The organism is Pseudoalteromonas sp. HL-AS1, assembly GCF_031198785.1.
Taxonomy (GTDB): Bacteria; Pseudomonadota; Gammaproteobacteria; order Enterobacterales; family Alteromonadaceae; genus Pseudoalteromonas; species Pseudoalteromonas distincta.
Genome location: NZ_CP133569.1, coordinates 1,815,098 through 1,841,594, shown reverse-complemented (window position 1 = coordinate 1,841,594; position 26,497 = coordinate 1,815,098). Strand labels below are relative to the sequence as shown.

The 26,497-nt window shown below is 38.2% G+C and carries 28 protein-coding genes and 1 pseudogene; 19 read left to right on the top strand and 10 right to left on the bottom strand.

Going from position 1 to position 26,497, the window contains the following annotated elements:
• Window positions 1-3 precede the first annotated feature (3 nt).
• The 7 genes and pseudogenes from RB214_RS08640 (at window position 4) to RB214_RS08610 (ending at window position 6,748) form a co-directional block, all read left to right on the top strand.
• On the top strand, window positions 4-1,155 hold the full coding sequence (locus tag RB214_RS08640; protein ID WP_309166087.1) for an 8-amino-7-oxononanoate synthase: 1,152 nt from the start codon (window positions 4-6) through the stop codon (window positions 1,153-1,155).
• Window positions 1,152-2,051: a methyltransferase domain-containing protein gene (locus RB214_RS08635; protein WP_309166084.1), complete on the top strand. Its 900-nt coding sequence runs from the start codon at window positions 1,152-1,154 to the stop codon at window positions 2,049-2,051. Before RB214_RS08640 ends, RB214_RS08635 begins: the two co-directional genes overlap by 4 nt.
• A gap of 44 nt (window positions 2,052-2,095) precedes the next feature.
• Entirely contained in the window at window positions 2,096-2,779 is a 684-nt protein-coding gene (gene bioD, locus RB214_RS08630) for a dethiobiotin synthase (protein WP_309168924.1), read from the top strand.
• 121 nt (window positions 2,780-2,900) lie between these two features.
• Window positions 2,901-4,485: pseudogene (locus tag RB214_RS08625) on the top strand (FAD-dependent oxidoreductase).
• Between the two features lie 212 nt (window positions 4,486-4,697).
• Window positions 4,698-5,561: a protease HtpX gene (gene htpX / locus RB214_RS08620; RefSeq protein WP_165744411.1), complete on the top strand. Its 864-nt coding sequence runs from the start codon at window positions 4,698-4,700 to the stop codon at window positions 5,559-5,561.
• Between the two features lie 198 nt (window positions 5,562-5,759).
• Window positions 5,760-6,005 carry a hypothetical protein gene (locus RB214_RS08615; RefSeq protein ID WP_309168923.1) on the top strand — a complete coding sequence of 82 codons (246 nt, stop codon included), beginning with the start codon at window positions 5,760-5,762 and terminating at the stop codon, window positions 6,003-6,005.
• 353 nt (window positions 6,006-6,358) lie between these two features.
• Window positions 6,359-6,748, top strand: a complete 390-nt coding sequence (locus tag RB214_RS08610; protein ID WP_309168921.1) for a hypothetical protein — start codon at window positions 6,359-6,361, stop codon at window positions 6,746-6,748.
• On the opposite strand, the gene RB214_RS08605 is transcribed toward RB214_RS08610, so the two are convergent.
• The 3 genes from RB214_RS08605 to gloA form a co-directional block, all read right to left on the bottom strand.
• Window positions 6,745-7,785: a histidine kinase gene (locus tag RB214_RS08605; RefSeq protein ID WP_309168920.1), complete on the bottom strand. Its 1,041-nt coding sequence runs from the start codon at window positions 7,783-7,785 to the stop codon at window positions 6,745-6,747. The two genes, RB214_RS08610 and RB214_RS08605, sit on opposite strands and share 4 nt — an antisense overlap.
• On the bottom strand, window positions 7,766-8,305 hold the full coding sequence (locus RB214_RS08600) for a response regulator transcription factor (RefSeq protein ID WP_309168918.1): 540 nt from the start codon (window positions 8,303-8,305) through the stop codon (window positions 7,766-7,768). The genes RB214_RS08605 and RB214_RS08600 overlap by 20 nt, the downstream gene beginning before the upstream one ends.
• Window positions 8,306-8,473: 168 nt before the next feature.
• Window positions 8,474-9,001 (bottom strand): lactoylglutathione lyase, encoded by a 528-nt coding sequence (gene gloA, locus RB214_RS08595; protein WP_024589304.1) that lies wholly within the window; start codon window positions 8,999-9,001, stop codon window positions 8,474-8,476.
• Window positions 9,002-9,122: 121 nt separating this feature from the next.
• On the opposite strand from gloA, the gene RB214_RS08590 reads away from it, so the two are divergent.
• Together RB214_RS08590 and RB214_RS08585 are read left to right on the top strand one after the other, a co-directional pair.
• A complete protein-coding gene (locus tag RB214_RS08590) occupies window positions 9,123-9,563 on the top strand; it encodes a GNAT family N-acetyltransferase (protein ID WP_309168917.1) in 441 nt (146 codons plus the stop codon).
• A 91-nt stretch (window positions 9,564-9,654) separates the two neighbouring features.
• The gene (locus tag RB214_RS08585) at window positions 9,655-10,164 is read left to right on the top strand and encodes a YetF domain-containing protein (protein ID WP_309168915.1); all 510 of its coding nucleotides are present in this window, start codon (window positions 9,655-9,657) and stop codon (window positions 10,162-10,164) included.
• A 71-nt stretch (window positions 10,165-10,235) separates the two neighbouring features.
• On the opposite strand, the gene RB214_RS08580 is transcribed toward RB214_RS08585, so the two are convergent.
• Window positions 10,236-10,856 carry a trimeric intracellular cation channel family protein gene (locus tag RB214_RS08580; protein ID WP_007586765.1) on the bottom strand — a complete coding sequence of 207 codons (621 nt, stop codon included), beginning with the start codon at window positions 10,854-10,856 and terminating at the stop codon, window positions 10,236-10,238.
• Window positions 10,857-11,249: 393 nt separating this feature from the next.
• Here RB214_RS08580 and RB214_RS08575 point away from each other — a divergent pair, with 393 nt between their 5' ends.
• Both RB214_RS08575 and RB214_RS08570 read left to right on the top strand, forming a co-directional pair.
• Entirely contained in the window at window positions 11,250-11,864 is a 615-nt protein-coding gene (locus tag RB214_RS08575; protein WP_309168912.1) for a cold shock domain-containing protein, read from the top strand.
• A gap of 305 nt (window positions 11,865-12,169) precedes the next feature.
• A complete protein-coding gene (locus RB214_RS08570) occupies window positions 12,170-13,663 on the top strand; it encodes a serine/threonine-protein kinase (RefSeq protein WP_007586761.1) in 1,494 nt (497 codons plus the stop codon).
• Between the two features lie 364 nt (window positions 13,664-14,027).
• On the opposite strand, the gene RB214_RS08565 is transcribed toward RB214_RS08570, so the two are convergent.
• Both RB214_RS08565 and RB214_RS08560 read right to left on the bottom strand, forming a co-directional pair.
• Window positions 14,028-14,630, bottom strand: coding sequence for a thiamine biosynthesis protein ThiC (locus tag RB214_RS08565; RefSeq protein WP_309168909.1), 603 nt, complete (start codon window positions 14,628-14,630; stop codon window positions 14,028-14,030).
• 340 nt (window positions 14,631-14,970) lie between these two features.
• A complete protein-coding gene (locus tag RB214_RS08560) occupies window positions 14,971-15,672 on the bottom strand; it encodes a metal-dependent hydrolase (protein ID WP_309168908.1) in 702 nt (233 codons plus the stop codon).
• A 264-nt stretch (window positions 15,673-15,936) separates the two neighbouring features.
• Between RB214_RS08560 and RB214_RS08555 the strand changes: the two genes are divergently transcribed.
• Window positions 15,937-16,329, top strand: coding sequence for a hypothetical protein (locus RB214_RS08555; RefSeq protein ID WP_309168906.1), 393 nt, complete (start codon window positions 15,937-15,939; stop codon window positions 16,327-16,329).
• 308 nt (window positions 16,330-16,637) lie between these two features.
• Here the strand turns inward: RB214_RS08555 and RB214_RS08550 are convergent, their stop codons facing one another.
• A complete protein-coding gene (locus RB214_RS08550; protein ID WP_309168903.1) occupies window positions 16,638-17,552 on the bottom strand; it encodes a 2OG-Fe(II) oxygenase family protein in 915 nt (304 codons plus the stop codon).
• A 225-nt stretch (window positions 17,553-17,777) separates the two neighbouring features.
• Window positions 17,778-18,377 carry a peptide-methionine (S)-S-oxide reductase MsrA gene (gene msrA / locus RB214_RS08545; RefSeq protein ID WP_309168900.1) on the bottom strand — a complete coding sequence of 200 codons (600 nt, stop codon included), beginning with the start codon at window positions 18,375-18,377 and terminating at the stop codon, window positions 17,778-17,780.
• A 281-nt stretch (window positions 18,378-18,658) separates the two neighbouring features.
• On the opposite strand from msrA, the gene RB214_RS08540 reads away from it, so the two are divergent.
• Window positions 18,659-18,853 (top strand): CPXCG motif-containing cysteine-rich protein, encoded by a 195-nt coding sequence (locus RB214_RS08540; RefSeq protein WP_309168897.1) that lies wholly within the window; start codon window positions 18,659-18,661, stop codon window positions 18,851-18,853.
• A gap of 58 nt (window positions 18,854-18,911) precedes the next feature.
• Here RB214_RS08540 and RB214_RS08535 read toward each other — a convergent pair whose 3' ends face one another.
• Window positions 18,912-19,112, bottom strand: coding sequence for a hypothetical protein (locus tag RB214_RS08535; RefSeq protein ID WP_007586727.1), 201 nt, complete (start codon window positions 19,110-19,112; stop codon window positions 18,912-18,914).
• A gap of 106 nt (window positions 19,113-19,218) precedes the next feature.
• On the opposite strand from RB214_RS08535, the gene RB214_RS08530 reads away from it, so the two are divergent.
• The 4 genes from RB214_RS08530 (at window position 19,219) to RB214_RS08515 (ending at window position 21,658) form a co-directional block, all read left to right on the top strand.
• Window positions 19,219-19,701, top strand: a complete 483-nt coding sequence (locus RB214_RS08530) for a GNAT family N-acetyltransferase (RefSeq protein ID WP_166379319.1) — start codon at window positions 19,219-19,221, stop codon at window positions 19,699-19,701.
• Between the two features lie 167 nt (window positions 19,702-19,868).
• Window positions 19,869-20,399: a MarC family protein gene (locus RB214_RS08525; protein ID WP_309168893.1), complete on the top strand. Its 531-nt coding sequence runs from the start codon at window positions 19,869-19,871 to the stop codon at window positions 20,397-20,399.
• Between the two features lie 200 nt (window positions 20,400-20,599).
• Complete coding sequence (locus tag RB214_RS08520) at window positions 20,600-20,746, top strand: MarC family protein (RefSeq protein ID WP_244958523.1); 147 nt, start codon at window positions 20,600-20,602, stop codon at window positions 20,744-20,746.
• 30 nt (window positions 20,747-20,776) lie between these two features.
• Entirely contained in the window at window positions 20,777-21,658 is an 882-nt protein-coding gene (locus RB214_RS08515; protein WP_309168891.1) for an alpha/beta hydrolase-fold protein, read from the top strand.
• Between the two features lie 769 nt (window positions 21,659-22,427).
• Here the strand turns inward: RB214_RS08515 and RB214_RS08510 are convergent.
• Window positions 22,428-23,636: a porin gene (locus RB214_RS08510; RefSeq protein ID WP_309168890.1), complete on the bottom strand. Its 1,209-nt coding sequence runs from the start codon at window positions 23,634-23,636 to the stop codon at window positions 22,428-22,430.
• Window positions 23,637-24,273: 637 nt separating this feature from the next.
• Between RB214_RS08510 and RB214_RS08505 the strand changes: the two genes are divergently transcribed.
• The gene (locus RB214_RS08505) at window positions 24,274-25,863 is read left to right on the top strand and encodes an ABC-F family ATPase (RefSeq protein WP_076914937.1); all 1,590 of its coding nucleotides are present in this window, start codon (window positions 24,274-24,276) and stop codon (window positions 25,861-25,863) included.
• A 151-nt stretch (window positions 25,864-26,014) separates the two neighbouring features.
• Window positions 26,015-26,497 (top strand): 5-(carboxyamino)imidazole ribonucleotide mutase, encoded by a 483-nt coding sequence (purE, locus tag RB214_RS08500; RefSeq protein ID WP_002962540.1) that lies wholly within the window; start codon window positions 26,015-26,017, stop codon window positions 26,495-26,497.

Sequence of the window (26,497 nt, the reverse complement as noted above, 5' to 3'; positions counted from 1 at the left end):
TCAATGCCTTTTGATTTTATAAACACGCATCTGCAGGCTCGCCTGCAAGATGCGTTACTTCGTAAACGCCACGTAGTACAACATGCAACAGCGCGAACCATAACAGTTAATAACAAAGCCTACATTAATTTTGCCAGTAACGACTACTTAGGCTTTGGTGATGAGGCTGTTAACCTTAATGACTCCCACGCATTAGGGAGTCACAGCTCAGCATTGGTTACGGGTTATCAGTCTCAGCAAAAAGCGCTTGAACAATACTTATGTGAGCAATTTGGTTATGGCGCAGCAATGCTATTTAACTCAGGGTTTAGCGCTAATAGCAGCGTAATTAAAGCGTTGTTTCAGGATAAAATCGCTGCGCAAAACAGCGCTATTTTTCAAGATAAGTTAAATCATGCAAGCTTGATTGACGGTGCTATGCACTCAAACGCGGCATTAGTGCGCTTTAATCACAACGACATGAATCACTTACGTTCACGGCTCGAAAAATCAAAAGCGCAAAACAAGCTAATTATAAGCGAAGGCGTGTTTTCGATGGATGGCGATACCGCGCCTCTTAAAGAATTACTCGCACTTGCAAAACAGCACAACGCATGGCTAATGATTGACGACGCACACGGCTTTGGTGCATTAGGTAAAACCGGTTTGGGTAGTTGCGAAGCGTTTATTACTCAAACGCTGCCAGATATATTAGTTATTACCTTTGGTAAAGCAGTGGCTAGTAGTGGCGCGTGTGTATTAGGCAGTAAACAGTTTATTGACTACATGCTGCAATTTAATCGCGATTACACGTATTCAACTGCTATGTCGCCGCTTCTGGCAAGCCACACACTTGCGCGTATTAAAAACATAAAAACAGCTGATGATAAACGCGATAAGCTAAATGCCAATATTACGTTATTTAAGCAACTCGCTAAAAGCCATAATATTGCTGTAATGGAGTCAAACACAGCCATACAGCCCATTGTATTAGGCTGCGCTGAGCAAACGTTGCAAGCGGCAGATAAACTTAAACAACAGGGTATTTGGCTCACTGCAATTAGACCGCCCACGGTTGCACATAACACCTCACGTTTACGCGTTACTTTAACCGCTGCACATTCCGAGCACGACATAACGCACTTAGTTAAGCATTTAATAGGTGCAATAGTATGACTGCTCAGCCAGTATTAAAAACACACTTAACGCAAACACAACTTGTAAAACCGTGCCTAGTAAGTAGCGATTCAAATCGAGAGCTAAACAAGGAGCCAAATCGAGAGCTAAACAAGGAGCTTAAAAAGTCTACACAAAGTAAATTTTCAAAGGCGGCAGCGCGTTATAACACCCATGCAAATGTACAAAAACATGCTGCGAGCGATCTATTTGCGCTAATAAAACCAGGCATTAATAAAAATAAGCTTTGTGTTGATTTAGGCGCAGGCCCGCTTGTTAATACACAACGTTTACAAAGTATGTTTGCAAGCGTTATTGCCATGGATTTGAGCTTAAACATGCTGCAAAGTAGTGATTTAACCACACCCAAAATATGCGCCGATATGGATAACTTACCGCTACAAGCAAACAGTGTTGATGTTATTTACAGTAACTTTGCAGTGCAGTGGTCTGCTAATTTTTCGGCTTTAATGCAATCACTTTACAACATATTAAAACCAGGCGGGCGGGCGTACATAAGCACTGTGGTAGAGGGCTCACTTAACGAAATAAAAACAGCCTTTGCAGCGCTCGATTCAAACAGCCACATAAATACCTTTAATAGTGAATTGCATATAAACCAATCAGTCCAAAATGCAGGGTTTATTATTAACAGCGCTAAAAAACGTATTTACACCGATGAATACACAACACCTTTAAAAGCTATTGCCTCTATTAAGGCTATTGGTGCAACAACGCAAAATCATACCAATACGCGCCAAGGGTTACTTACCAAATCGGCGCTACAAAAAGTATGCAGTGCGTATCCGCTTATAAATAATAAAGCATGTGTGTCTTATCATGTGGTGCTGTTATCATTAGAAAAAAGCCATTACAAAAAAGCGATTAATTGCTAAGTTAAAACTTAAACCAAAGTTAGATTCAGATCATAAGGCAACGCATGAAAGAATTTTTTATAACAGGCACCGACACCGATGCCGGAAAAACCCACGTTACCAGTTTGCTATTAAAGTTACTTGCCCAACATAAAAAACAAGCTATTGGCTTTAAGCCCCTTGCTGCTGGCTGCGAAATGGCGTTCGATCAACTAGTAAACACCGATGCCCTTATACTAATGGAAAGCGCAACAGTGAGCGCTAAATACGACGTAGTAAATCCGTTTGCGTTTGCACCGCCTATTGCGCCGCACATAGCTGCTGAGCAAGTTGGGGTGAGTATTACTATTGATAAACTAAGTGATGCTTATAACAACGTAAAACAACAGGGCGCTAATTACATACTTACTGAAGGCGCTGGTGGCTGGGCATTACCAATTAATAAAAACGATTATTTATACGACTGGGTTAAAGCAGAGCAACTGCCGGTAATACTCGTTGTTGGTATGAAACTAGGTTGCTTAAATCATGCGTTACTAACCGCTGCGCATATGCAAAGTATGGGTATAAACTGCGTTGGCTGGATTGCAAACCAAGTCGATAAAAACATGGACGAATACCAAGCAAACCTTGATTCACTTAAAGCACGTTTACCGTTTCCAATACTTGCTATAAGCCCATACAGCGAGCAAACTCCTAAGTTACAAATATACAAAAGCTTGCTTAGTGCGTTATCTATTAACACTTAAGTGGTTTTAAAAAAGTTACTTTTTTAGGTAAATCTTGAAATAGTCACCCTTAGTACACATATAAACGTTTATAAATACATAGCTTGCTTAAAGACAATGTTACTAAGGACATAACGACTATATGACGCACCCATTTATTGAAAGCTACGCCCCAGATGCGCACGTAAGCGCTGAGCCAAAAGCACTAAACTATGGCTTACCTAAAAAACGCGTAGGCATAATAGGTGGGGGGCACAGCTGGCGCCACAATAGCCATTAGGCTTGCTGCGTTAGGGTTAGAGACTTATGTACTTGAAAAGAAAAAGTCGTTAATTGATGGCCCACCAATGTGCCATTTGCATGCAGGTGGCAACTTATATCGCGAAATACCCGACGAAGACTGCATAGATTTACTCAAGCAATGTATAGATATTGCGCGCCTTTATCCTCACACCATAGATGTTCGCCCCACAGTATTTGCAGTGCCTAAGCACGATGACGACTCACCGGAGGACTTATTTCCGCGTTTAAATAAATTAACACAAGCCTACAGCGAGCTTGTAGAGCAAGACAGCGCTAATAAAGTATTAGGCGAGCCAGAGCATTATTATCAGTTATATAGTTATGAGCAAATGCTAAAGCTTGCTAAACAAAAACAAGTAGCCAAGCCCACGTCGTTAGATGAGTGGATGATACCCGTTGCTAAGCATTTAGATTTAGATAAGTTAAAGTTTCCGCTTATTGTTGCACAAGAATATGGCTGGAATATATTTCGTTTATCGGCCAGTGCACAACTCGCCCTTGCACAGTACAAACACGCTCATGTTTTAACAAGCACCAGTGTTAAAAACGTATCGCCAGTTATAAATACCAATAATGATAAGCAAACACTTAAATGGCACATTGAATACCAATCAGAGCCAAGCCTTAATGAACAACCTGATACTTCAACCGATACACAAGCCGATTCACAAACCATTGAGGTAGATTTCCTAATTAATGCGTGTGGTTTTCAAACCGGTATTATTGACGACCTGGTTGGGGTAGATGTAAAACGCATGGTTGAATTTAAAGCCTCTTACATTACTCATTGGCAAGGTGCTGGTGGGCAAATACCCGAAATTATTATTTATGGTAACCGTGGCACGCCAGAGGGCATGGCGCAACTAACGCCTTACCCTAACGGGTATTTTCAAATACATGGCATGACTAACAACATTACATTGTTTAATGATGGGTTAGCTGATGCAACGCCAATGAGCGCACAACCTAAACTTCCCAATAAGTACCTTCATTATATTAAAGATGGTTGGGACAAAGCAGCATTGCAAACACGTACCCAAACAGCAATTGATTATGTAGCCGAGTTTGTCCCTGCGTTTAAAACTGCTAGCACACAAAATAATGCCTTGTATGGCGGGCAACAAATTCCAGGTGATGACGACACCTTGCGCGTAGCCGATGTAAGCTTATATTCGCATATTAGTTACGCACGGGCCGAAAATGTAAAAGCATCGTCAACGTTAATAGCGGCAGATCAAATAGTGGGTGAATTTATAAAATTAGGAATAATAAGTAGCGATCCTGCTGTAAATCATCACCGCAGTACCCACCAATGGTCGTACCTTAAACATAATAGCAGCGAAAAAATTGACGAAGTTGCACGCATATTGGCACACGAGCGTGGTTTTCCGATTGATATGGCAAAGCTTAATAACAGCTTGTAATAAGCTGATTTATAAAGAAACTTCATATTTAAATTTGCTGTAAAACTCTTCCTAAAAAAATTATCAATAAACACATAAATAACACTTGTGTTATGACATAGTTTGTCACAGAATAGCGCTAACGTTATGACATAGTGTGTCATAGCGCAGTGATTGCTTTAACCTAATTTAATTTTATGTTCGGTGATCAAACCTATTTTTGTGAGGACAATATGAAACGTATATTTTTGTTTTTATTAACTAACCTAGCGGTTATGTTGGTATTAGGTGTAGTGCTTTCAATAATAATCAGTGCGCTGGGCTTAAGCCATCGTAGCCTAGGCGGAATTTTACTTATAGCCACAGTATTTGGTTTTGGTGGATCGTTTATTTCGTTATTTATGTCGAAATGGATCGCTAAAAAATCAACAGGTGCGCATGTGATTACGCAGCCTCGAAACGAAACCGAACATTGGCTTGTACAAACGGTATCTGCGCAAGCACAAAAAGCAGGTATTAAAATGCCAGAAGTGGCTATTTACGACAGCCCAGAAATGAACGCGTTTGCTACGGGCCCAAGTAAAAACAACTCGTTAGTGGCAGTAAGCACAGGCTTAATGCACAACATGACCAAAGATCAGGCCGAAGCCGTACTTGCCCACGAAGTATCGCACGTGGCTAACGGCGACATGGTAACGCTTACGCTAATACAAGGCGTGGTAAACACCTTTGTAATATTTGCCGCAAAAGTACTGGCAGGCATTGTAGATAACTTTATTAATAGCGATGAAGAAGAGGGCGGTAGTAGCTGGACATACTTCTTATTCGATATGTTATTCCAAGTATTATTTGGTGTACTAGCAAGCATAGTGGTTGCAAGTTACAGCCGTAAACGTGAGTTTGCAGCCGACAGCGGCGCAGCAAAACTAGTTGGTGCTGATAAAATGCGTTCCGCCCTTGAGCGATTAAAGCAAAACCATCCTTCGCAATTAGAAGGCTCAATGATGGCCTTTGGTATTGCAAGTGGTAAAGGCGTTGCTGAGCTGTTTTCATCGCACCCGCCGCTTGATGCGCGAATAGACGCACTACGCAAGTAACTATGTAAGTTAGTAAATATTCTAAGCCAGCTTAACCGCTGGCTTTTTTATGTTTACGTTAAAATGCTAAAATCGCACGTACTGTGTTTATATACAGTTATTTGTGTTGCGTTATAAAATCGTTACTTTTTTAAGCTAGCACAAAAAAACTTAATCGCTAATGTAAGCCAAATTAACACTAAAAATGAAAACGATGCATTGTATGTTGCATGCATAGGGCAGGTAAAAAAAGAATCAAACTTCACCTTTAAAAATATAAAGTTTAAGGTCGACTTTTTAACTGATCAAAACGCACTAGTCGATACGCTATCAATAACCGACGAAGACCTAATTATACTTCCTAATGACTCAACAAACTTTAGAGTAAGAGGTATTGCGCAAAAACAAGCGGCTAGTTATCACAATTGCCAAGTAACAATAACCGATGCCTGGGCTTATAAATAAGCTATAAATCACTTACAAATTAATTATTAGCAGTTAGCTAAACTACTCGCTTTTTTGTATGTAATATTAGTTATTGACTTGCAAGCCACTAAATCCAAAATTTATATAAGCCATTTTCCTAGAGCGATTAAGAATATGGATGATTTATTACTTAAGTAATCGTTTATACACTCCTTGTAACTTGCAAGTGAGGGATCGAAAATGAGCTTGATTGATGAAAGTACAAAGGATTTTGGAAGCATGAGCGTGTTGCTTCACAGCTTAGGAACTGATTGCTACCGCATTGAGTGGAATAGCAGAATGACCGGAGCCTCAATAAGCTTAATTCGTGTTAAAAAAACGAATACATAGTTGTGCGAAAATGGGCTACCGCCCGCAATATAGATGACGTATCAGCAGAGTTTGATCAGGCTAACCAAGCACTAATTCATTTTTTAAATAATGTAGATGTGATTAAAAGTAAAAACGAAAGTATTGTTGCAGCTAAAGAGCATTGCATAAATTTATTTACCTCAGCTGAGGGCTTAAAACCAATTAGCCATCCGAGCTTACCTACGCCACGTTTACAAGAAGCCATAGGCAAAGAAGTGATTGTAAAATCAAGTTTAGGCAACTACCTAATATCAAAAGGAATGCTATTACAGCTATTAGGTAATCAAGCCGAGATCCAAGTTAATCCCGACCACCTTGACGAAGGCCAATTAAGGCAAAAATTTTATACCAAACAAGTTCATGTTTGCTAGTTAATTGCGCCATCAAAACTCAAAGGCAGCTTTACTTTAATGGTAAAGCCATTTTGTTTAAACACCTTAAAAGTGCCGCCTAATGCTGTAGTTCGCTCCTCTATAAACGCTAAACCGTAGTGACCTGAGTTATCTGTTGGGGTTACTAAAGTCCCGTTATCGCTAATTGTTAACTCAATAAATTCGTCGCTGTTTATTATATTTATAATCAGTTTGCTGGCATTGCTGTGCTTCATACAATTGGTTACTGCTTCTTGGCAAATTCGGTAAATAGCTATTTCGTGATCTTTTGAAAGGCTATTATCTAACTTAAATTGTGGCTGATACTTAATATTTTCCTTGTGCAGTAAGCTTTTTAGTCGCCCTTGTGTTATTGCCTTTTCTAAACCGAGTTCATCTAGCTCACGCGGGCGAAGATAATGCATTAATTGATAAACAGAGTCATACATCGAATTAGCATTGTTTTTTAATGTAGTCACAAACGATTGGGTATCTTCGTTACTAAGGTGCGACAAAATAGCTAAATCTGTTTTTAATGCCGTTAGGTTTTGCCCTAATTCGTCATGCAACTCTTGCGAAAGGTGCTTTCGCTCGTTTTCTTGAACCGACACCATTTTGGCAGCCAGCGCCGTGTTTTGAGTTAGCTGCTCTTTAAGCTCGTTATTGGTTTGCTTTAACTTATTGTTTTTACGTTTAAGTTCTGTAATTGCAGCGCCTAAAACCATACTGGTAATTGCGTTTGCTAAAATAAATAACTGGCTAATGTAGGTATTGCTAGGCTCGTGCGTAATGCTAGCTTCAACAATTATTAACGCGTTAATAAGCGCTGCACTGCTTACAGCGCCTAACGAGCCATACTTATACGAAAACCAAATAATAGGTAATAACGATGCAAGCCTTAATAGCGGGTAGGTGTCTGGGCGAACCGCATAGACAAAAAATATAATTAATATAAAACACACTAAAGTGGCTACTAGGCCAAATAACTTAGTGAGCCTGACTGTGTTAAAACTGTATTTAGAATCGTAAATTAACATAAGTTTTAGGCATTATTTCGAGTATTTGCGCAACTTGTTTAGCGTTTAACCCCTTAGAAAATAACGGAAGGGCTTCAAGCTCTCTGTTAGTAAGCACCGTTAATGCTAAATTTTCGCTACTCATCGAAAAATTTACGTCTTCGCTAATGTATCTTTTACCTAAAGCGACCGCTTTAACTGCATCTATTAGCTCATCAGAGGCAGAACGTTTAGACACATAACCCAAAGCACCTAATCGCAAAGCATTGCTTACATAAGGTTCGTGGTCGTGCATGGAGGCAACAATACTTTTAATATGCGGGAAAGACCCTTCAAGGTACGATAAAAAAGAAAGGCCGGTTTCAGTCCCGTTAAGCGATATATCAACAATAAATATATCAGGTTGTTCAAGCTCTACAGCCAGCTTGGCTTCTGTCACGCTGCAGGCTTCAATAATTACTTTCCAATCTGGTTGTAACTCTAAAAGCTTTTTAAAGCTGTCTCTTACTAATTGATGATCTTCTATGATGCCAATGAGCATTTAAATCTCCTTTTATGCTTACAATACAGCGGGGCGGGTAACTAATTACCTAAAACGTTTTAAATGGGTTACCTCGCTTAAAAGCAAGGTAACAAAACCAGTGGTTCTAAATTGGTAATTAGTTGCTGGTGGAGATTACAACTAAGATCTTTTTACAGCAGCTTATTATTACTGAGAAAGAATAATCTCAGTAATTCCTTCGGCAGATAGTATTTCAATCCAGTAGCCGTCAGGGTCTTTAATAAATGCTAAGCCTTTCATTGAGCCATCATCTGGTTTTTTTACAAACTCAACATCGTATTTTGCAAAGCGCTCACAGGCTTCGTAAACATCCGGTACACTAATACCAATATGGCCAAAGCCTTTTGGTTCTTGGTTACCACTGTGGTATCCCTCAAAGCTGTCGTCGCTTTCAGTGCCCCAGTTATGGGTAAGCTCAATTAGCGCAGGGCGACGAAACACCCATTCTGCTTTAGTTTTATCATCACCTTGTGGTAATTCTTGCTCGTAGCCTAAAAAGTAAAGCGTAAACTTCATACCAGGAAAATCATACTTACCTAACAGCTTCATACCTAATACATTTTGGTAAAATTCGAGCGACGGCTTTGGATCTTTAATACGTAACATAGTTTGTTGCATAACAAAGCCTTGAGTGGCCTGTTCAACTTGTTCTGGAGATTCGTTATAGTTAGACATGGTGATCCTTTCAAAAATGATAAAGCGTAAATAAAAATATAATGCTTAAACCATCATAATCAACCGTAGTTTAAATTTAAACTGTCTAGGTCAATTCATATAATAAAAAACAAGGACTTTTATGGCTATAACTATAACCACAGGCACCATTGATGATGTAACCGCAGTAAGTGAATATGTCCCTGAACTACTAACAGCCATTGATAGTGACACTTTACGTAACCGTTTAGAAAACAAAAAAGCATTGATATTAGTAGCACATAAAGAAGATACATTAGTTGGTTTTAAAATTGGCTATGAGCTATCTAATACACAATTTTATAGTTGGCTTGGCGGAGTGCATTTTAACAATCGTCGATTAGGTGTTGCTAAAAAATTACTTGTTCAACAAGAAAAGTGGGCTTATGAACAAGGCTTTACCGATATACACGTTAAATCGATGAACCGGTTTCCTCAAATGCTGACTATGCTAATCACCAATGATTATCATGTTTGTGGCTACGTTGATAAACAAAGCACAGAGCAAAGCAAAATTAAGTTTGTAAAACAACTAACAAAGTAAATGCAGGCACTTTATTCATCGTTATTTAACTTAGCGCCATGTAGGGTTATAAGCAAAAGCTAATTGCCACCTTTAATAGCAAGGAACCACTATGTTTTACGATGATATTCAGGGGTTATTACGTGTACTTACAATAGGTGTACTGGGTTATATCGCACTGGTGTTTTGGCTGCGTATATCGGGTAAACGTACGCTTTCAAAATGGAATGTGTTCGACTTCATAGTCACCATTGCGCTGGGCTCTATATTAGCGTCTGTTATTATTTCAAAAAGTGTCCCTTTAGCTGAGGGCATACTTGCCTTTGTAGTATTAATTGGGCTGCAATATGTTATCACATGGCTTAGTGTGCGCTCGTCAAAATTTGCAGCGCTTATAAAAGCAGAGCCCACGCTTTTACTGAGTGATGGTGAATACTGCACGGCTGCACTTAAATCGCAGCGCGTAACAAAATCAGAAATTCGCGCTGCTATTCGTGGTGCTGGTATATTAGCCATTGAAGATGTAGCAGCCGTAGTGCTAGAAACCGACGGCAGTTTTAGTGTACTTAAGCAAAATAACAGCGGGTTAAAAACCGCGTTAAGCGATGTAAGCGGGCATTAAATTAATACGCTAATAGTTATATTAACTAAGGCAGGTATATTACCTGCCTTATTTTGTATTGAAGGTTATTTTTATTTAGCGTGCTGCTCTAATAAACTAAAGGTAGGTAAGCGCCATTTAAAGCGTATTGATGCCATACGTATTAAATAGCCTGCAACAAGGCTCACAATAATGCTTATGTTGTCGTCTATATTGTAATGGTGTAGCGCTAAGTACAAGCACGCTACAAGTAACGATACACTCGCGTATAGCTCGTTATGTAATACAAGCGGCGCTTGGCGACATATTAAATCACGCAGTAACCCACCAAAAACACCCGTTACAACCGCAGCCACTACACAAATACCGTAATGCAGCCCCATATTTAGCCCCACTTGGCAGCCAATAATACTAAAAGCAGCTAAACCCAGGGCATCTAGGCGCATAAATATACCTTTAAATTTAACCACCCATTTAGCCAGCCACGTAGTGACAATACCGGCAATACAGGTAATTAATAAATACTCTGGGTGTTGTACCCACGTAAGCGGGTAATTGCCAAGTAATATATCTCGTACGCTACCACCGCCAATTGCCGTGGCGCTGGCTACAAGCACTACGCCAAACCAATCCATTTTCATTCGTCCTGCGCTAAGTGCGCCAGTCATGGCTTCTGCGGTAATACCAATAATATAAACAACGGTTAGTAACATGAGATAATCACTTAAAATACGTGCGTAAAAATAAGGTGTGGATTGTATAGATAAATTAAGTAAATAACGAATGAAAAATCGTACTAAAAACGGTTAATTCAGATAGAAATAGCTAATGACAAAACCTAGTGTAAACAAGCTGTTAAGTTGGTAGGTGAGTGCGTAATGGTTGATGTGAATTAAAGGACATTTGGCCGTAAATTATAAATAAAATAAGTTGAGGTTTAGTTGTTTTTAGCACGCTTATTTTTCAGTTAAGTTTAATAGATAAGACGTGAAAATTAACGCAATATGAATAATTGGTTGCATGGTTTTAATTTAGGAACGTATAATAACAAGTGTTAACTAAATGGAATTTGCGTAAAACGCAGCTTAAGCAGAGCAGGTGGATACATGAACAAAGGATTGTTAAAGTCGTGGAAAACCGACAAAGGTTTTGGTTTTATTAAATCAGACACCTTAGAACACGACACGTTTATACACATATCAGCGCTCAAACACATGAGCCGCAAGCCAAAAGTTGGCGACACCATTTACTTTGAAGTGGCAACACAGCCCGACGGTAAAACCAAAGCAATTAACTGCCGCATAGAAGGCGTTGCAGAGCTTAAAGCACCTTATCAAAAACACACACAACAGCCGCATCGCATTGCTAAATCTAACTTTGCCAGTAGCTTTTTAGGTAAAGTTGCCTCAATTGGTCTTACTGTGCTTTGTTTATATGCGTTTACTAAATACAACTCTCACTCAAGCAGCCAAACACCTATTATCACCAATGATTTAGCCACCAACGCCGATTTAGCCACCTTTAATGGAAAATACCCAAAAGTCGTTATTCCTAAAGTCGTTATTCCTAAAAGCACGCAAAATTTTACGTGTGATGGCAGGCAGCACTGTAGCCAAATGACTTCCCGAGCTGAGGCGGTATTTTTTATTAATAACTGCCCGAATACAAAAATGGATGGTGATAGGGATGGTGATCCCTGTGAAAGTGATTCACGGTTTTAAAGCTAGGGTAGTTATAAGCCCTTTAGTTAAAGGTTAGGTTGAAAAAATAGAATTAGTTGCTGTGTATAAATACGGCGATGTAAGTTTTGTCTCATAACATTATTAAAAATCGTTTTGGGGCTAAATTACAAAGGCTACTGAGTAGCAATTGTTATTGTCTGATTATAAACGAGTTGTTTGGTGTAATTATCAAACAAAGTAATAGGTGTCGTTTTGGTGTGTTATAACCCTTCAAAGAGGGGTTCATTAAGCTGTTATATGGCTATTCAGGTTGGATCTCCAATTTATCAATTTAGGAAGTATAAATGTTCAGAATTAAGGATATAGTTGAATTTCAAGGTCAAGAATATGTTATTTCAAAATTTTTAGGGCAAGGCGGTATGGGGCATGTTTTTTCTATTGAAGAAAAGCATGGAGATTCAAAGTTTGCTTTAAAGTCACTTCAACATTTTCTTCCTAATGATAATAATCACCGCTCCCTCATTAACGAATGGGAAAAAGCTCAAAATATCAATCATAAAAATGTAATTTGTTACCGCGGTTTTCATGATGGATTATCTGAACCCAAAACACCTTACCTTATAATGGATTTAGCCGAAGGTGGTTCATTAGAAGATTTTTTACTATCCCAAAATGAGTTTATGGAGGAGAGCATTTGTTTGGAAATATTCCACCAAATAATAGACGGAATGGAAGCTGTTAATAAAATTTTAGTCCACAGGGATATTAAACCAGATAACATTTTTATAGAAAAAGGTATTTTTAAAATAGCCGATTTCGGTTTGGCAAAAATAGCTGAAGAAAAAACACGCTCTAAAACATTTAAAGGTTGGGGAACAGCCCCTTATATTGCTCCTGAAGCCTATAGAGCAGAAAAGAATACAATTCAAATGGACATGTATTCCATAGGACATGTGTTTTATCAAATAGCAGGTATGAAGCATGCTTATGGTACACCTGATGATTGGGAACAAGCTCACTTGACCGCAGTACCTCTAGCTCTAAATACAGTAAATACCAAAATATCTCCCAAAGTATCCTCTGTTATTAATAAACTAATGGCAAAAAGGCCAAATGCTCGTTTTAAAACATGGGATGAGGTTAGGCAAGAGCTAATTAATTCCTCTCAAAATGTCGGTAATCATAAATCAGCAATTGATAATATATTGCAAAAGAAAATATCGAGAGATTTAGAAGCAGAAGAAGTTTTATCTGAGCAGCAAGTTAAAGAAAAAGAACTTAAGAGAAAAAGTGACATTTTAAACTTTCAGTTCAAGAACGAAATCGTTCAGCCAGTAAATGAATTTGTTGATAATTTCAACAAAGTTTCAGGTGCAGCCTCAAAAATGAATATGTCTAAAGTTACTGTTATGGGAGATTTAACGACTGACATTAGATTTGATCGCAAGGCTATAAATATATGGTTTCATAGGATTAATGATGCTGACGTGCTTAGTCACTATGTAAACGATGTGTGGGGTGACCGTAGACTTCATGTAACTAAGCCAACCCTAAATGGTAAACTTGTTTTAGCTTGGGGTGGAATTGAATCTTCTGATGGAACAGGTTTAAATATTGTATTGGTAGCATCTGAAACTGATGAGTACGGTGATTGGTATCTATTGAAAAATACACATTCTGGTTTCGGTCATCGTGATAATAGACCCGAACCTTTTGCCTTTAAAAATGATGAATTAGTCAAAGAGATACGTCATGTAGGTGCTATGCATATTTATAATTTAAATGTTAATCAACTAGATATTAATGATGTAATCGAATTTATTTCCGGTGCTTTATAATTCACTCTAAGTTGTTGTTTATATAGTGGATTAAAGCCATATAACAAGAACTTCAAACGGAAAATGCACCTCACTCGTTTTAGTGGACACTTCCTCATTACTTTGAGGAGACTTAAAAAGTTAAGGGATCAAATCTTGACTTCATATATCAAAACATAAATCGGTTAAAAGCTTTTGATATAAGCTATTTTTACCCTCTAAAAGCGCAACGCCTCATATCCTCTTTGTGAATTAGTCTTAAGAAATAAGATGGCTGTCACTTTAAACGCTTTAAACGTAAAACATCGGCGAATTAGCATCTCTAATACACGCCGATGTTTATACTTTTTTTCAAATGAATAGCTTACTTGTAAGCTAATAAGCCTTAGTCTGCTTTACGGTAAAGGCTTATTAAACAGATTGCTAATAGTAACGTTGCAATCATGCCTGAAGCGCCAGCAACAGCTGATGGCAGAAATCCATCTCGGCCAAAGGTTATTAAAATACCATTGGCAAGCACTGCAACTGCGCCTGCAAGGGCTGTAAGGCCGCCAATGGCTTTGCCGCCTTTAGCGATAAAAGACAGGCCAAAAACAAGTGCTGCTAACCCTAATAGTACCTTGGCTGCGTAGTAAATCATGAATGATAGAGACACCACGCCACCAATTAAAGGCTGTGCGCCTTCTACTGTGCCCGCAACTTTACCAAATGTTGAAAACAACGTAAGCCCAACGCTCACTTGTACTATGTTAAGTACTGCACTAAACGCGATAGCCGACCAGCCTAGTTGAGCATTTTTTGCTTGCATCATAGCTGTGCCTGCAAAGGCAACAAGTAAAGTAAATACCAGTGCTTCTAGCCCCCAAGCCACCTGCCTTGAAAAACTAATTTCAGCACTGTAAAGGGCTGAATAAATACCCTGTGATATCGCCAATACCAACAATAACGATGCTGTAATTAGGGTGGTGCGTTTATGTGTAAATTCCATTATGGAGCTCTTTTGATTTTATATTTGACGCTTTCAACAGCTGTTGCGGATTTGAATGTATCAAACTGCTTAGTATTTGTATTAAATAGCGTTTATCGTTGTAGGTATAAGACAGGTAAAGCGAGTAAATTATTTCATTTAAACCTATAAAAGTATTAATTAATAACAAACAGGCTCAGGCTATGGCTTTTAATTAAACCTAACTTTGCAAAGCCGCTTTGGTTTAGCCATGCATGTCTCTAAAAGCGCAGTGCCTCATACCCTCTTAGTAAATCAACATTTAATTACCAAGAGGGCACACATTTTGAGTATGTGGTTAAACGGCTTATTACTTATGGCGTTAAGATAAAAACGTAAAATGAGACCAGTCACTTAACGCTGTAATAGTTTGTTCTGTGGGAGGGGCAACATAGATCAAACCTGCAATGGCAATAATTGAAGCTAGCGTAATTAGTTTATTATCGAAGTCAGCTATTTTTAAAGCGGTGCCAAAAGAGCGTTTAATGGTGACATTACTTAAATCCACACTGTAAATTTCATCCAGTAATAAATGAATTAACCCGCCAAGTAAAATAAACCCACCCGTTAACCAGGCAAAGACGGCTGCTTGTGTGGTTGATTGGTCATTCAGTTTCCATGTTACTTGAGTTGTTAATAGCGCGCATAACAGTATAAATAGTAAAGAGTGGCAACTACCTCTGTGTACCGTGATCCATTCAAAAATAGGTCTAATAATATATTTCATAAATCCGTAAACCAATAACGGCACTACGATTAACTCGATAAAGCTAATTTCAATAATGAGCTCGGTAGTTATGTAATGCAGTACCAGTAATACAGCGCTGAGTGCGAATAAGTTAAAAATAGTATCGAGTGATGTTGAGTTATCTGAATCTATGTCGGGCAATAAGCCGCCAATTGAGCCTAAAAACCATAACCAAAGTGCGCCTTTTAAATCGATATGTCCTGCAGATAATAAAGTGGCCGAGCCTAAACCTGTGATGATTACGGCAGAATTAAGATGAGTATTGAAGTTTGCCATTGTATCTCTTTATGGGAAAAAGTAGGGCATTCTATCAATTGAAAAGTTTATTGTTCAATGTTCTTTTTAAATAGATTCTTTATTACTTTGATTAATCGCTAATAGTACAATTGTTATTCTGTATTGTGGTTAGTAATACAAGCAAGTTGTAATTTTTTTGATAAAAATCAATAATACGGACAGTTTTTATTGTCTATTGGCCTTTTGTGTTTTTAATAAAAGCCTTGCTATCAACTTATATAAAACGGCTTGACTGGAATCCACATGAACCAAAATAGATATAAAGCATCGTTTCCTGCGCCTAATATTGGTAGTGACTATTTTGTTTCATCAACATGGAGCAGCTACGGTTTCTGGGCTTTATTAGCACTGACTCCGCTTGCTCATTACATGATGTACTATACCGAAGATGGTTTAGCGCATGGGGAAGATTTAAACACTTTAGTGTATGTAATACTTGGGGCTATTACCTTGTTTGTTTTAAATATTGCAACCCAATCTATACGTTGGTTAGGCAGGCTTTTGGCAGTGGTTTGCTTTAGCATTAGTCTGTTTTTTATATTATTGCTTATTTGCCTCAGTGTATATTCACACTTTCCAATTGCTTATTTAGGTGCTATTTCTTATTTTGGGTTAGCGCTTATTTTTATGATATAGATAGTAAAAAGATAGCACAGTTTATTAAATTACCAACTTAAGCACTACAGTGGCTTATCAATTAAATACAAAAAACATGACATCCCCCTAAATTTTGTACTTTGTTAAGCGAAGTACTGGGACATAAGAAAAGCAAGGCGGAAAATTTGTGTTATCTATTGTTATAAGTGGCGACTATATAGATTATGAATAGGGCGGTTTTTTGATGTTACTAAACTTAAAACGTGTTGGTTACTGGATAAGCTTTACTTGTATAAGGCTGCTTAAATTTGGCAGCCTTTTATATTTAAAACGTTAAAAGCGCTTACTTAAAATGGTGCGTAGCCATCATTTGGTTTGTTAGGGTTAGTCCAGCGCTGTTTAGCATCAACAGGAATGCGTGGTGCACCTTGTGCTGGTAATCGACCGCGCTCCCCATACAACCACAATACAAAGTTAGTTCGCTCGCCACTGGTAATAGGCTTGGCTGCGTGTGCAATATTGCCTCGATGTAACATGGCAGTACCAGGCTTAAAGGTAAGTGATTTAATGTCACCTGTGTACGGGTGATAAAAGTCCACTTGTGACCCTGTAAACTCTTCGCTTGGTAAGTTTAAGTTAATGTTAAGCGTTACAGCTGATGCGTCGGTATGTGGGCGAATTGAAGAATCTGTATTTGGCTCATAATAAATTGAAAAACCAAATGTTTGTGTATCGTAGCCAATTATTTCAGGAAACAATAAGCGCGAAATAGGGCGCATATAAGTGTTTAGTATTTCGTTATAAAATGCTTGAAAGCTTGGCGCGGCTAAATAACCTTCTGATCGGCTATCAAGCATGGCACCACGGCGATTTAACACTATGCCGTATGGCGGGCGCATAGGAATTTGCGAATTCCATACTTGTTCTAAATATCCGCGTAATACAGCTAGGCGCTCAGGATCAAAAAATTGAAATTGAAACACATCAGGCGCTACTTCGTGTAATAACGCTTTTACGGCTAGCTCTTTTGATGGATCTTCCCATGCTTGCTTTACTGCTTCGCGTAGGTTTTTATCAAGTAGTGTGTCGTCAAGTGTAAACGTTGAGCTATCTATTGATGTTGCTTCCCATTCGCTCCACGCGTTTGTAATTAGGTCAGTGTTGTTTATCCAAAAGTTTTGTACTGCTGGTTCACGGTAAAGCATGGCTTGTCGTGTTGGTAACTCTAGAGCACGCGCTAGTTGTAATTGGTTGGCAAACATTTTGTGTAACTCCAGTTGTTGAATTTGGTTTATATCAATCTAGGAGTGCAATTTATTGTATTTGATTTAGTAGATAAACAGCCAGCTTTAGGAAACAGAATATACTATTTATTGATAATGAAGGTTCGTATACTTTTTGAAGCAGAGAAAGCTAGCTTTGTAGATAAGCAAAAGGCTGCACAATACGCAGCCTTTTGTTGGTGTAATTTAGTTGCTTAATAAATACTAGTGAGTTGCTCTTTCGCCCCAAATTTCTTCTAGGCGGCTGTCGCGACCACAACGCCAACGATAGGTGTTGTATCGGATTGGATTGTTTTTGTAATAATCTTGATGAAAGCTTTCCCTCCCTTTTATAGGGTAAAAGGTGCTTGCGTTTAGTATAGGTGTAACCACAGTTTGGTTAGGAAACTCGGCAGCTACTGCTGCTTTTGTTTTTTCGGCTAATTTACGTTGTTCGTCGTTTTGTACAAATATAGCGCTTAAGTAACTAGGGCCTTTATCACAAAATTGGCCTTTGGCATCAAAGGGATCAATATTAACCCAGTAATGATCAAGTATGCCCTGATAGCTTACTATGGCCGGATCGTATGTGATTTCTACGGCCTCGTAATGGCCTTTATGATTACCATTGTATGTCGGGTTTATAAGTTTACCGCCAGTAAAGCCCGATATTACAATGGTTACGCCTTCTAGCTTTTCAAAGTCACTTTCCATACACCAAAAACAACCTCCAGCTAGAACGGCTTTTTCGGTTTTAGCTGCATGGGAGAATGTACTAAACAAAATAACGGCAGATGTTAATGCAAGCGTAAGTGATTTTTTCATAAAATTATCCATCTGTACTGTGAGTTTATAAATACTTATAAAGTTAGACCCGCTAAGTGCTAATACAATTTCATTGTAGAGTGCTGACTAATTTATCTATGGTGAAAAATATTGTGCTTTGACAAGTTTTATAGGGATAAGGCTAGTAACAAGATCACTATTTAAGTTAGTAGCATGGTTTAATTGGATTAGCCAAGTATGCGTTATTTAATGGGGTGTTGAATTATGCTGGCTTGTTCATTAAAGTGACAACATTCGAGATTTAAATTAGCAGGTGATAAATGAACCAGTTAACTGAAAAATCAATAAGCTGCCCCTATTGTGGAGAAAGTATAGAAGTATTACTTGATGCAGCAGATATTGATGAGCAATACATAGAAGACTGCCAAGTATGCTGTAAGCCTATTTCGTTTGTAGTATTTGAAGATGATGACGAGCTAAACGTTAATGTTTACAGTGAAGACGATGCATTTTAACTAGTTAATTAGATATTAGGCTGCAAAATTGCAGCCTTTTTATTGTGTATGTGTTTGGTTAGCTATTTTGCTCACGCGCTAATTGGTTAGGAAGAAGTTCTTCTACTATTTCGCGTGCTGGAAGCGTATAGCGTGTGCCGTCAAACATTACTGAGGTAAACTCGTTAATATTAGTAATGCCTGTTAAGGTCCAGCCTTCGCCGCGCTTTGGGCAATATACTGTGGTAGTGGGTTGTATTACTTGAAAATCGTCACTCATTACGTTATCCACTCTTTTTGCTTTAAAGATAATGCTTGTTAATGGGGTATGGTAAGTTAATAATGCCTGCCCATAAAGAGCTAATTTAACTAACCACTTAAATAAAATGTTTAACACCACAAAGCTTGAACGCGTTACGCTGCGTTTAATTACCCACAAACACGCTGCGTGTTTATTTAATATTTTAAACCATCCGCATGTGTCAGAATTTAACGACTACGAAACACCGCTCAGCAAAACACAAATCAAACAATTAATACAAGATGATATTAGTGCCTACTACGAAGGCGAAGTGATTAGAGTTGCAATTGAACATAATATATCTGGAAAGTTAATGGGTACTTGTGGGCTTTATAATTTAACGCCGTGTAAAAGTAGTGCATTTATAGGGTTTGAGCTGCACCCCGACTTTTGGGATAAAGGCGTAATGTTTGAAGTAGTCACCGGTTTTATTGAAACGCTACTTAAGCATGTTCCGCTTAAACATTTATCGGCTGAGGTGAGTGCACATAATGCACGTTCCCATAATTTACTTATTAAGTTAGGTTTTAGTTTAAGAGAAAATTCTATTTGGCATAAATCACTTTAACGAAAGACGGCAATTATAAGTGCTTATCTTTTTTCAATCCTGAAAGGTCAACATCTCCAAGTGCAAATAAAATACAAAAAATAACGGCTTTCTATTATAGTTAAGCGTAAGCAAATGAATTTGTTACCCGTGTTTTATTAAATATTTACGCTTAACAAGGATTTTATATGCTAGAAAAACTATCTCAAGATGCGCTTGTTATTTGGGCAACCATTGACCCAATAGGCACTATGGCGCTGTTTGCTGCGCTTACTTCTCATTTAACAGATCAACAACGTCGTAAAACAGCCTTTAAAACGGTCCTTTATGCTGGTTGCGTACTATTGGGTTCTATTTTAATTGGGCAGCTAATACTTAATGCGATGGGAATTAGGTTGGTGTCGTTTCAGTTAGGGGGCGGAATTATATTGTTTTTGTTTGGCCTGCAAATGATATTTGGAAACGATTCTAACAAAGCTAAACAAGACCCCGATCACGATATTGCTGTGTTTCCGCTAGCTATACCAGCAACTGCGACCCCTGGCGCTATTTTGGCGGTGATACTACTTACCGACAACCACATACACCCAATTACTACTCAAATAGGCACAGCGCTTGTTACAGTTGGTGTGTTGGGTATTACACTAGGGCCTGTTGGCCTTTCAGGATTGAAATTTGTTCAATCTAGGGGCTATTTAATCGCGGCGCGAGGTTTGTAACCTAGCGGGCTAAGTAAAAACCGAGTAACAAAGAGTTAATCGTCCCTAGAATGAACCCAAAGGGCAGCGCATGTTTGGTATTTATGCTGCGTTATCGCCTATTTATGGGGAATAACCACACTGCATAGGCTCTGCCTTGCCTAAATACCAAACATACTGCTGCAAATTCAACCTCGAAAGATAAACAGGCCCTAGTACTGTTGCTGCTTTCGGGTAAAATAATTAAGCTTATTGGTACTGGCGGCGCGTCTATTTTAACGCGTGTGATGGGGATGATTTTAGCCGCATTTTCGGTTGAGCTTATTATGACCGCGCTTGAAATAAAACAATGGGTTAAGCTCGATTAAATAACTTCTAAACATTTAAAGGAATGCCGCATGGCAATAAAAATAACAAAACACTATTTTATTAATTTAAGTTTAGCCGTAGTCATTTTTGCTATTGGTATTTTAGCTATACGCTATTACAACCATTATGTATCGGCCTATACAGATGTAACAATTAACTCAAGCGTGCTTAATGAGTCGCGCAAAGTGTTTTTAAGATTGCCCGCTAATTACAATCCTAAAAAAGCGTATCCGTTAATTATTAAAACAGATGGTAACTTTAATTTAGATACATGGGATAAAGCACTTACAAAACAAGCTAAGAGCGAAAAAGGGGATAAGGCTATATTGGTGTCTATTCCTAATTTGTTTTTTACAGATACACGTCATCGCGATTTAGTGCCTCCTTATGCTCGCCAAGATGTAAATACACAAGCGCGTCCAGAGCATGAAACACTTATTGAACCAAATGGTGAAGCCGACAAGTTTTTAGCGTTTATTGAAACTGAGTTACTCCCTTATCTATCAGCAAAATATAAGCTTAGTAATAACCGTGTATTAAGTGGTTTTTCGGCAGGTGGTAGCTTTGTACTTTATACGCTGCATACAAAGCCTGAATTGTTTAATGGCTATTTTGCTTTTAGCCCTGCGGCTTGGTATGACGATATGACCGTAGTTAATAATGTAGAAGCGTTTTTAAGTGCCCAAGATAACAAAGTGAAGTCGTCTACATATTTATATCTTTCGGTGGGCGGGGCAGAGCATCCGCTAATGTTAAAAGCGTTTAGTAATTTAGAGGCCGCTTTATCAACCAATCCTAACAATAACCTTGTGTGGCAAAGTGATATAAACAAAGGTGCTGAGCATTCAGATAATCCATCAATTAGTGTGGCTAAGGCATTAGCTGGTTATAGTACGTTTATTAAAAAGTAAGATAGATTGGTTTAAATGATAACTGTATATACACACAGTTATCGTTTTTTTATCTATTTATGATAACGAATCAACTTTATAACACTTTACTTAGTTCAATATTATTAACGACTTACAAAGAAAGGTAGGTTTAAATTATTTTTTCACAGCAATCACATGTACTGTTTTTATATACAGTACATGACTATAAAATTAGAATACCGTCAGTACCCATGAGCATATACCACACCTATATGTGACTGCTTTTAAGCAGCCTTAGGTATTTGTGATCAGTAAAAAGCAGTGTCAGTACTTTGCAATTTCAATATAGTTTCACCTTCTTTTTATACTCTTAATGCAGTTAATATAAGTTGGCTGGTGGCTTTACAGTAAAAGAACACATCATACTAAGTATTTCTATAACGTTAAACTTAGCAATAAAGTCAAATTATAAAAAGTAATCAAGGAGGTAGTCAAAATAATAAAGCCTGCGATAACTACATCCACTAAAATTATAAATGCCGAGTGTGGACTATGAGTGATTAATTAAAGTTTTCCTCGCTCATTGTAATGAGCAGCAAAATGGTAAACGTAAAAAATAGGGGCATCGTGAATGGTGCTATTACAAATTAAAAAAGCAGATACCAATGCGGCTGTTAATGCCTTTTTTGAAATAGCCTTAAATGCAAAATCGAGTATTGAAAAAAGTATGGAAAAATAAAAAAAGCCCAGTTAAAAGGGCTAAAAGGGTTGTGCTTAGGGAAGTTGTAGTCGTTTTATAAACTTATATTTAAAACTTATATCTAAAACCAAATGCTATACCGTCATCTTCCGACTGCTCCATTTGTGCTTGTTGCTCTTTGTTATCGCTTTCAAAGTCGCTAAAGTCTTTACGCGCTTCTACGTAGGCAATAGTGTCTTCGTCAATTAAGTAGTGAAGGCCAATAACAGCAAACTGACGTTTAAATACATCGTCTGGGTCGGCGTTAAAGTTTGGCTGAATTACGTAATCATCACCAGCATCAAACACGTTGTAGGCAATAAAAGGGCGAAAATCGTTATCAAAGCGGTAAGATGCAAATGTTTCTACACCGATTGCGTCTTTAATTAAGCGACCAATGTTATCTGTGTCGTGGTTTTTGTTTTTATTTACGTTGGCTGCAACGTATAGGCCGGGCTCATCAATGTTGCCCCACATAATACCTGCACCATAAATTAAATCTTCAACATTGCGAGTAGAACCATCGCCAAACGTTAAATCAAACTCACCACGGTTAACACCTGCTGTAAGTGTTAGCATGTCAGTTGGGGTATAAGTTACAGACGCACCAAATGTGTAATTAAATTCAACTTCTTGGGCTGCACTATCGCCAGAGTTCCAAAGTGCTTCACATTCTTCTTCTGAAATGTCGGTTACGTCACAGGTATAAAATTCGCTGTTTTTAAGCTGTGCTTGTACTGCAAAACTAAAATCGTTATAGCTATTGCGGTACTGCACTAATTTATCTCCACGGCCAGTGCCATTAACAGCGCCATCGTCTTTGTTATAGGTGTAAACACCAGCCGCATTACCATCCCATACAAAGCTATTATTTGTGCCGTAAACTACGTCGTACCATGCACCCCATTGTTTACCAATAGTTAGTTGCCCGTATTTTTCGTGCGAAAGCCCTGCGTAACCTAAACGGTTATACAAAAACTCATCCTGGATAGACTCAAAACGATTGTTATAAATGATATCGCTGCTGCCAACAGGGTTTACACCCCATTCTACGAGTGCGAGTGCAGTCCAGTCTTTCTTAAGCTTTCGGGTAAATCCAAAGTTAATGCGCGAGGTACCGTTAACAACTTCGGTTTCATTTTGTGTATTAATTACACGCACATCAAGATATCCACCAACTTCAACAGTATTTTTGTCATCTTTGTATAATTCTACTGCCGAAACAGCGGGTGCGAATACAATACTTGCGCTAATAAGCGTCGCTAATTTTTTGCTCATCTTGTGTGTTGCCCTGTGTAAATTGGTCAATTTTTTACGTAGGTAAAAATTCAGATTCGAAGACTAACAAAGCAATAAACGGCTCAAAAGTGAAAAATACTCAATAAAATTAACTGTTAAACTTAACGGATATTCACTAAAGGTTAATTTTGTTTTTCAGGTGTTGCAAAAGTTTATGTTTTTAATGATTTGATTGGTAAATAGGATGAGGAATTAGCGATGTGTAAAAATTGTAATTTGAATTAATTTCATCTTGGTTAAAAAGTAGTAACTAGTGTGAAAGCTCTAAAAGTACTTTATTTTCATTAATATAACTTTTTATTATTATAGGGTGAACAAAAATGAGTTAAGTAGACACACAAACACGTTAAAAGTTTTTTTACTCTAATTTGTATCGTAATTTCTAATCTCTTATGCCTGTTTGTAAAACATACTTTATGGATTTTAATTAGAATAAGTTGAATAAAAATTAACGAAACCATTAAATCTAATCCGTTATTTTTACTACTAACTACATAGCCATAATAAATGGCTAAAACGCAGTGGTTTGCTTTTAAACTTTCATAGAAAAACAGGCCATTTTGGTTTAAACTGCGCGCAATTTAAATACATCATTACTCCTTTGGAGGGTAGCGCTATTATTAGTACAGCTAATGTCACCATGCAATTTGGTGCTAAACCATTATTTGAAAATATCTCAGCAAAATTTGGCGATGGTAACCGTTACGGTTTAATCGGTGCAAATGGTTGTGGTAAATCAACATTTATGAAAATTTTAAGTGGTGAGCTTGAAGCGTCTTCAGGTAATGTAAGTACTGATCCTAACGAACGCGTTGCTAAACTTAACCAAGATCAGTTTGCCTACGAAGAATACTCAGTAATCGATACCGTGATTATGGGCCACAAAGAGTTGTGGGAAATCAAACAAGAACGTGACCGTATTTACTCTTTACCTGAAATGAGCGAAGAAGACGGTATGAAAGTAGCCGATCTTGAAACTGAATTTGCTGAAATGGATGGTTACTCTGCGGAATCTAAAGCAGGTGAGCTTTTATTAGGTGTAGGTATTGGCACTGACCAACACTTTGGCCCAATGTCAGAAATTGCACCGGGTTTTAAGCTGCGTGTGCTACTTGCACAGGTATTATTTTCAGACCCAGACATTATGCTACTTGATGAGCCTACTAATAACTTGGATATTTACACCATCAAGTGGTTAGAAGACGTGTTAAATCAGCGCGACTGTACCATGATAATCATCTCGCATGACCGTCACTTTTTAAACTCTGTGTGTACACACATGGCCGACATTGACTACGGCGAGCTTCGTATTTACCCAGGTAATTATGACGAATACATGTTTGCAGCAACGCAAGCACGTGAGCAATTACTTAACGAAAACGCGAAAAAGAAAAACCAAATTGCTGAACTTCAACAGTTTGTATCTCGTTTCTCTGCTAACGCATCTAAAGCTAAGCAAGCAACATCGCGCGCTAAACGTATCGACAAAATCCAATTAGACGAAGTTAAAGCATCTTCACGCCAAACGCCGTTTATTCGTTTTGATCAAGAAAAGCAGTTATTCAGAAACGCACTTGAAATGACAAACCTAACACAAGGTTTTGACGACAATACGTTGTTTTCTGGACTTGAAGGTTTAGTAGAAGTTGGCGAACGTATTGCTATTATTGGTGAAAATGGTGTTGGTAAAACAACATTACTTAATACATTAGCAGGGCGTTTAGCCCCTAAAGCTGGTGAGTTTAAGTTCTCGGAAAATGCTAATATTGGTTACTACGCGCAAGATCACGCTGATGAGTTTGCAACCGACATGAACTTGTTTCAGTGGATGGAGCAATGGCAACAAGAAGGCGACGACGAGCAAGTGGTTCGTAGCTTCTTAGGCCGTATGTTATTCTCTCAAAACGATATTAAAAAATCAGTTAAAGTAATTTCAGGTGGTGAGCAAGGCCGCATGTTGTTTGGTAAAATTATGATGCATAAGCCAAACATATTGTTAATGGATGAGCCAACAAACCACATGGATATGGAATCAATTGAAGCGCTTAACTTAGCCCTTGAAGCTTACGAGGGTACATTGATGTTTGTATCTCACGACCGTCAGTTTGTATCATCGGTTGCAACCCGTATTTGGGAAATTAAAGACGGTAAAGTTATCGACTTTAGAGGCAACTACGCCGAATACCTAGCGAGTAAAGAAGCTTAATTAGCTATTTACCCGTTAACTCTAAAAAGCCATGTTTAAACATGGCTTTTTTTGTTTTTGTGAGTCGCAATTAAACTTGGTTTGGGTATAATACCCGCCTAAAACCGGACATAAGTCCGCTATTTTTAAAATACATTACTGAGGAGTATTTATGACTGTTGGCATTATTATGGGTTCTAAATCAGATTGGCCAACCATGGAACATGCAGCACTTATGCTAGAGCATTTTGGCATTAAGTACGAAACCAAAGTCGTGTCTGCACACCGCACTCCTCAATTACTTGCTGATTACGCAAGTTCAGCCGCAGAACGTGGCATTAAAGTTATTATTGCTGGCGCTGGCGGCGCTGCGCATTTACCAGGTATGGCAGCTGCTTTTACGTCGCTTCCTGTACTTGGCGTACCTGTAAAATCAAAAGCATTAAATGGTGTTGATTCACTTTTATCTATTTGCCAAATGCCTAAAGGTGTTGCGGTAGGTACGCTTGCAATTGGTGAGCCGGGCGCAGCAAACGCGGGTTTATTAGCTGCACAAATTTTAGGATGTCAAAATCCAGAAATTTTTGCAAAAATTGAAGCATTTCGTAAAGCGCAAACCGACACTATATTAGCTAATCCAAACCCTGCAGAGTAA

Coding starts and splice junctions, on each gene's coding strand:
- RB214_RS08640 (WP_309166087.1), top strand. CDS start 4: ATGCCTTTTGATTTTATAAACACGCATCTGCAGGCTCGCCTGCAAGAT.
- RB214_RS08635 (WP_309166084.1), top strand. CDS start 1,152: ATGACTGCTCAGCCAGTATTAAAAACACACTTAACGCAAACACAACTT.
- bioD (WP_309168924.1), top strand. CDS start 2,096: ATGAAAGAATTTTTTATAACAGGCACCGACACCGATGCCGGAAAAACC.
- htpX (WP_165744411.1), top strand. CDS start 4,698: ATGAAACGTATATTTTTGTTTTTATTAACTAACCTAGCGGTTATGTTG.
- RB214_RS08605 (WP_309168920.1), bottom strand. CDS start 7,785: ATGTTAATTTACGATTCTAAATACAGTTTTAACACAGTCAGGCTCACT.
- RB214_RS08600 (WP_309168918.1), bottom strand. CDS start 8,305: ATGCTCATTGGCATCATAGAAGATCATCAATTAGTAAGAGACAGCTTT.
- gloA (WP_024589304.1), bottom strand. CDS start 9,001: ATGTCTAACTATAACGAATCTCCAGAACAAGTTGAACAGGCCACTCAA.
- RB214_RS08590 (WP_309168917.1), top strand. CDS start 9,123: ATGGCTATAACTATAACCACAGGCACCATTGATGATGTAACCGCAGTA.
- RB214_RS08585 (WP_309168915.1), top strand. CDS start 9,655: ATGTTTTACGATGATATTCAGGGGTTATTACGTGTACTTACAATAGGT.
- RB214_RS08580 (WP_007586765.1), bottom strand. CDS start 10,856: ATGTTACTAACCGTTGTTTATATTATTGGTATTACCGCAGAAGCCATG.
- RB214_RS08575 (WP_309168912.1), top strand. CDS start 11,250: ATGAACAAAGGATTGTTAAAGTCGTGGAAAACCGACAAAGGTTTTGGT.
- RB214_RS08570 (WP_007586761.1), top strand. CDS start 12,170: ATGTTCAGAATTAAGGATATAGTTGAATTTCAAGGTCAAGAATATGTT.
- RB214_RS08565 (WP_309168909.1), bottom strand. CDS start 14,630: ATGGAATTTACACATAAACGCACCACCCTAATTACAGCATCGTTATTG.
- RB214_RS08560 (WP_309168908.1), bottom strand. CDS start 15,672: ATGGCAAACTTCAATACTCATCTTAATTCTGCCGTAATCATCACAGGT.
- RB214_RS08555 (WP_309168906.1), top strand. CDS start 15,937: ATGAACCAAAATAGATATAAAGCATCGTTTCCTGCGCCTAATATTGGT.
- RB214_RS08550 (WP_309168903.1), bottom strand. CDS start 17,552: ATGTTTGCCAACCAATTACAACTAGCGCGTGCTCTAGAGTTACCAACA.
- msrA (WP_309168900.1), bottom strand. CDS start 18,377: ATGAAAAAATCACTTACGCTTGCATTAACATCTGCCGTTATTTTGTTT.
- RB214_RS08540 (WP_309168897.1), top strand. CDS start 18,659: ATGAACCAGTTAACTGAAAAATCAATAAGCTGCCCCTATTGTGGAGAA.
- RB214_RS08535 (WP_007586727.1), bottom strand. CDS start 19,112: ATGAGTGACGATTTTCAAGTAATACAACCCACTACCACAGTATATTGC.
- RB214_RS08530 (WP_166379319.1), top strand. CDS start 19,219: ATGTTTAACACCACAAAGCTTGAACGCGTTACGCTGCGTTTAATTACC.
- RB214_RS08525 (WP_309168893.1), top strand. CDS start 19,869: ATGCTAGAAAAACTATCTCAAGATGCGCTTGTTATTTGGGCAACCATT.
- RB214_RS08515 (WP_309168891.1), top strand. CDS start 20,777: ATGGCAATAAAAATAACAAAACACTATTTTATTAATTTAAGTTTAGCC.
- RB214_RS08510 (WP_309168890.1), bottom strand. CDS start 23,636: ATGAGCAAAAAATTAGCGACGCTTATTAGCGCAAGTATTGTATTCGCA.
- purE (WP_002962540.1), top strand. CDS start 26,015: ATGACTGTTGGCATTATTATGGGTTCTAAATCAGATTGGCCAACCATG.